This is a genomic window from Acinetobacter sp. 228 (genome assembly GCF_048147885.1).
Map to the genome: position 1 here is coordinate 1 of NZ_JAYWYV010000314.1, position 1,304 is coordinate 1,304.

Genomic DNA, 1,304 nt, shown 5'->3' on the forward strand with positions numbered 1-1,304 from the left:
GAGGCTAATACGTCCAGCACCGTGAAGCATCAAGAAGAATAAACCACCTGCCATTGCAAGATTTTTCATAAAGTGGATGCCATTGTTATATTGTGCTGCTGCATCAGCCCCACCTTGGTGAAATAAGAACGCAGTTAAGATGCTAAAGATCCCAAGACCAAAAGCTGCGAAACGTGCTTGGAAACCAAATAACAACGCTAAACCACCACCGAACTCAACCAGAATAACTAATGGTAGAAGTCCACCTGGAACACCCATTGCTTCCATATATCCTGCAGTTGCTGTCTAACCGGTAATTTTCCCCCAACCAGCAGCAAGAAAGATATAAGCGATAAGAAGACGAGCAACAAGGCTAATAAAACTGTCTGCGCCTGGTTGCGTCACGATATTTTTGACCACCACATTTGGATTAAACATATTGCCACCTTTATTTAATGCTTATTTGTTGATGAACTCATTCTAGGTTTGGGACATTGATAATTAAATACTCAAAATCCATATATATCGTTGCACAAATAGGATGATCAATTGTATATTTTTGATGTTTTATACTGACTTTCTATAGGCTCGCTGCTAGGATTTGAGCACGGTTTACCACTTAATCATCTCATGGAACTTCTTGATTTTATTCTACACGTTGATCAACATCTCGCCGAATTTATCACAAATTACGGGACGTGGATTTATGGCATTTTATTTTTAATTATTTTTGTCGAAACCGGTTTAGTGGTTATGCCGTTCTTACCGGGTGACAGCTTACTGTTCGCAGCAGGTGCTTTAGCGGCTTCTACAGGCACAATAGACCCTTGGTTACTGGGCATTCTACTCTTCATTGCCGCGGTTTTAGGCGATACAGTGAACTATCATATTGGGCGTTTTATCGGTCCACGCGTATTTGAGATGAATTCACGCTTTATTAATAAGCAACATTTAATTAAGACTCATGAATTCTTCGCCCGTCATGGTGGCAAGACTATTATTTTTGCACGTTTCATTCCATTTGCTCGTACCTTTGCACCTTTCGTTGCTGGCGCTGGCAGCATGAATTATAAGTTTTTCTTAACTTATAACATAATTGGCGCATTCTGTTGGGTAGCTTCTTTTGTCACTTTAGGCTATCTCTTCGGTGGACATCCACTTGTAAAAGATAACTTTACCCACCTTATTTTTGGCATCATTATTATTAGTATTTTACCGGGTGTGATCGGCTTCATACGTCAAAAGCTAAAAAACCGAAAAGCTAACGTTTAAAGAGCAAGTAGAAAAAACGGAATACCACTGGAAGCATACATAAAATAAGTAAC

1 protein-coding gene and 1 pseudogene are annotated in these 1,304 nt (G+C 39.6%); one reads left to right on the forward strand and one right to left on the reverse strand.

Going from position 1 to position 1,304, the window contains the following annotated elements:
• A pseudogene (locus tag VXQ92_RS18525) lies at window positions 1-417 on the reverse strand (DoxX family protein); the annotation flags it as partial.
• Window positions 418-609: 192 nt separating this feature from the next.
• On the opposite strand from VXQ92_RS18525, the gene VXQ92_RS18530 reads away from it, so the two are divergent.
• Window positions 610-1,251: a DedA family protein gene (locus VXQ92_RS18530; protein WP_002163348.1), complete on the forward strand. Its 642-nt coding sequence runs from the start codon at window positions 610-612 to the stop codon at window positions 1,249-1,251.
• Window positions 1,252-1,304: the final 53 nt, after the last annotated feature.

Bases quoted from the DNA above. Each gene is read 5' to 3' on its own strand.
- VXQ92_RS18530 (WP_002163348.1), top strand. From the start codon at position 610: ATGGAACTTCTTGATTTTATTCTACACGTTGATCAACATCTCGCCGAA.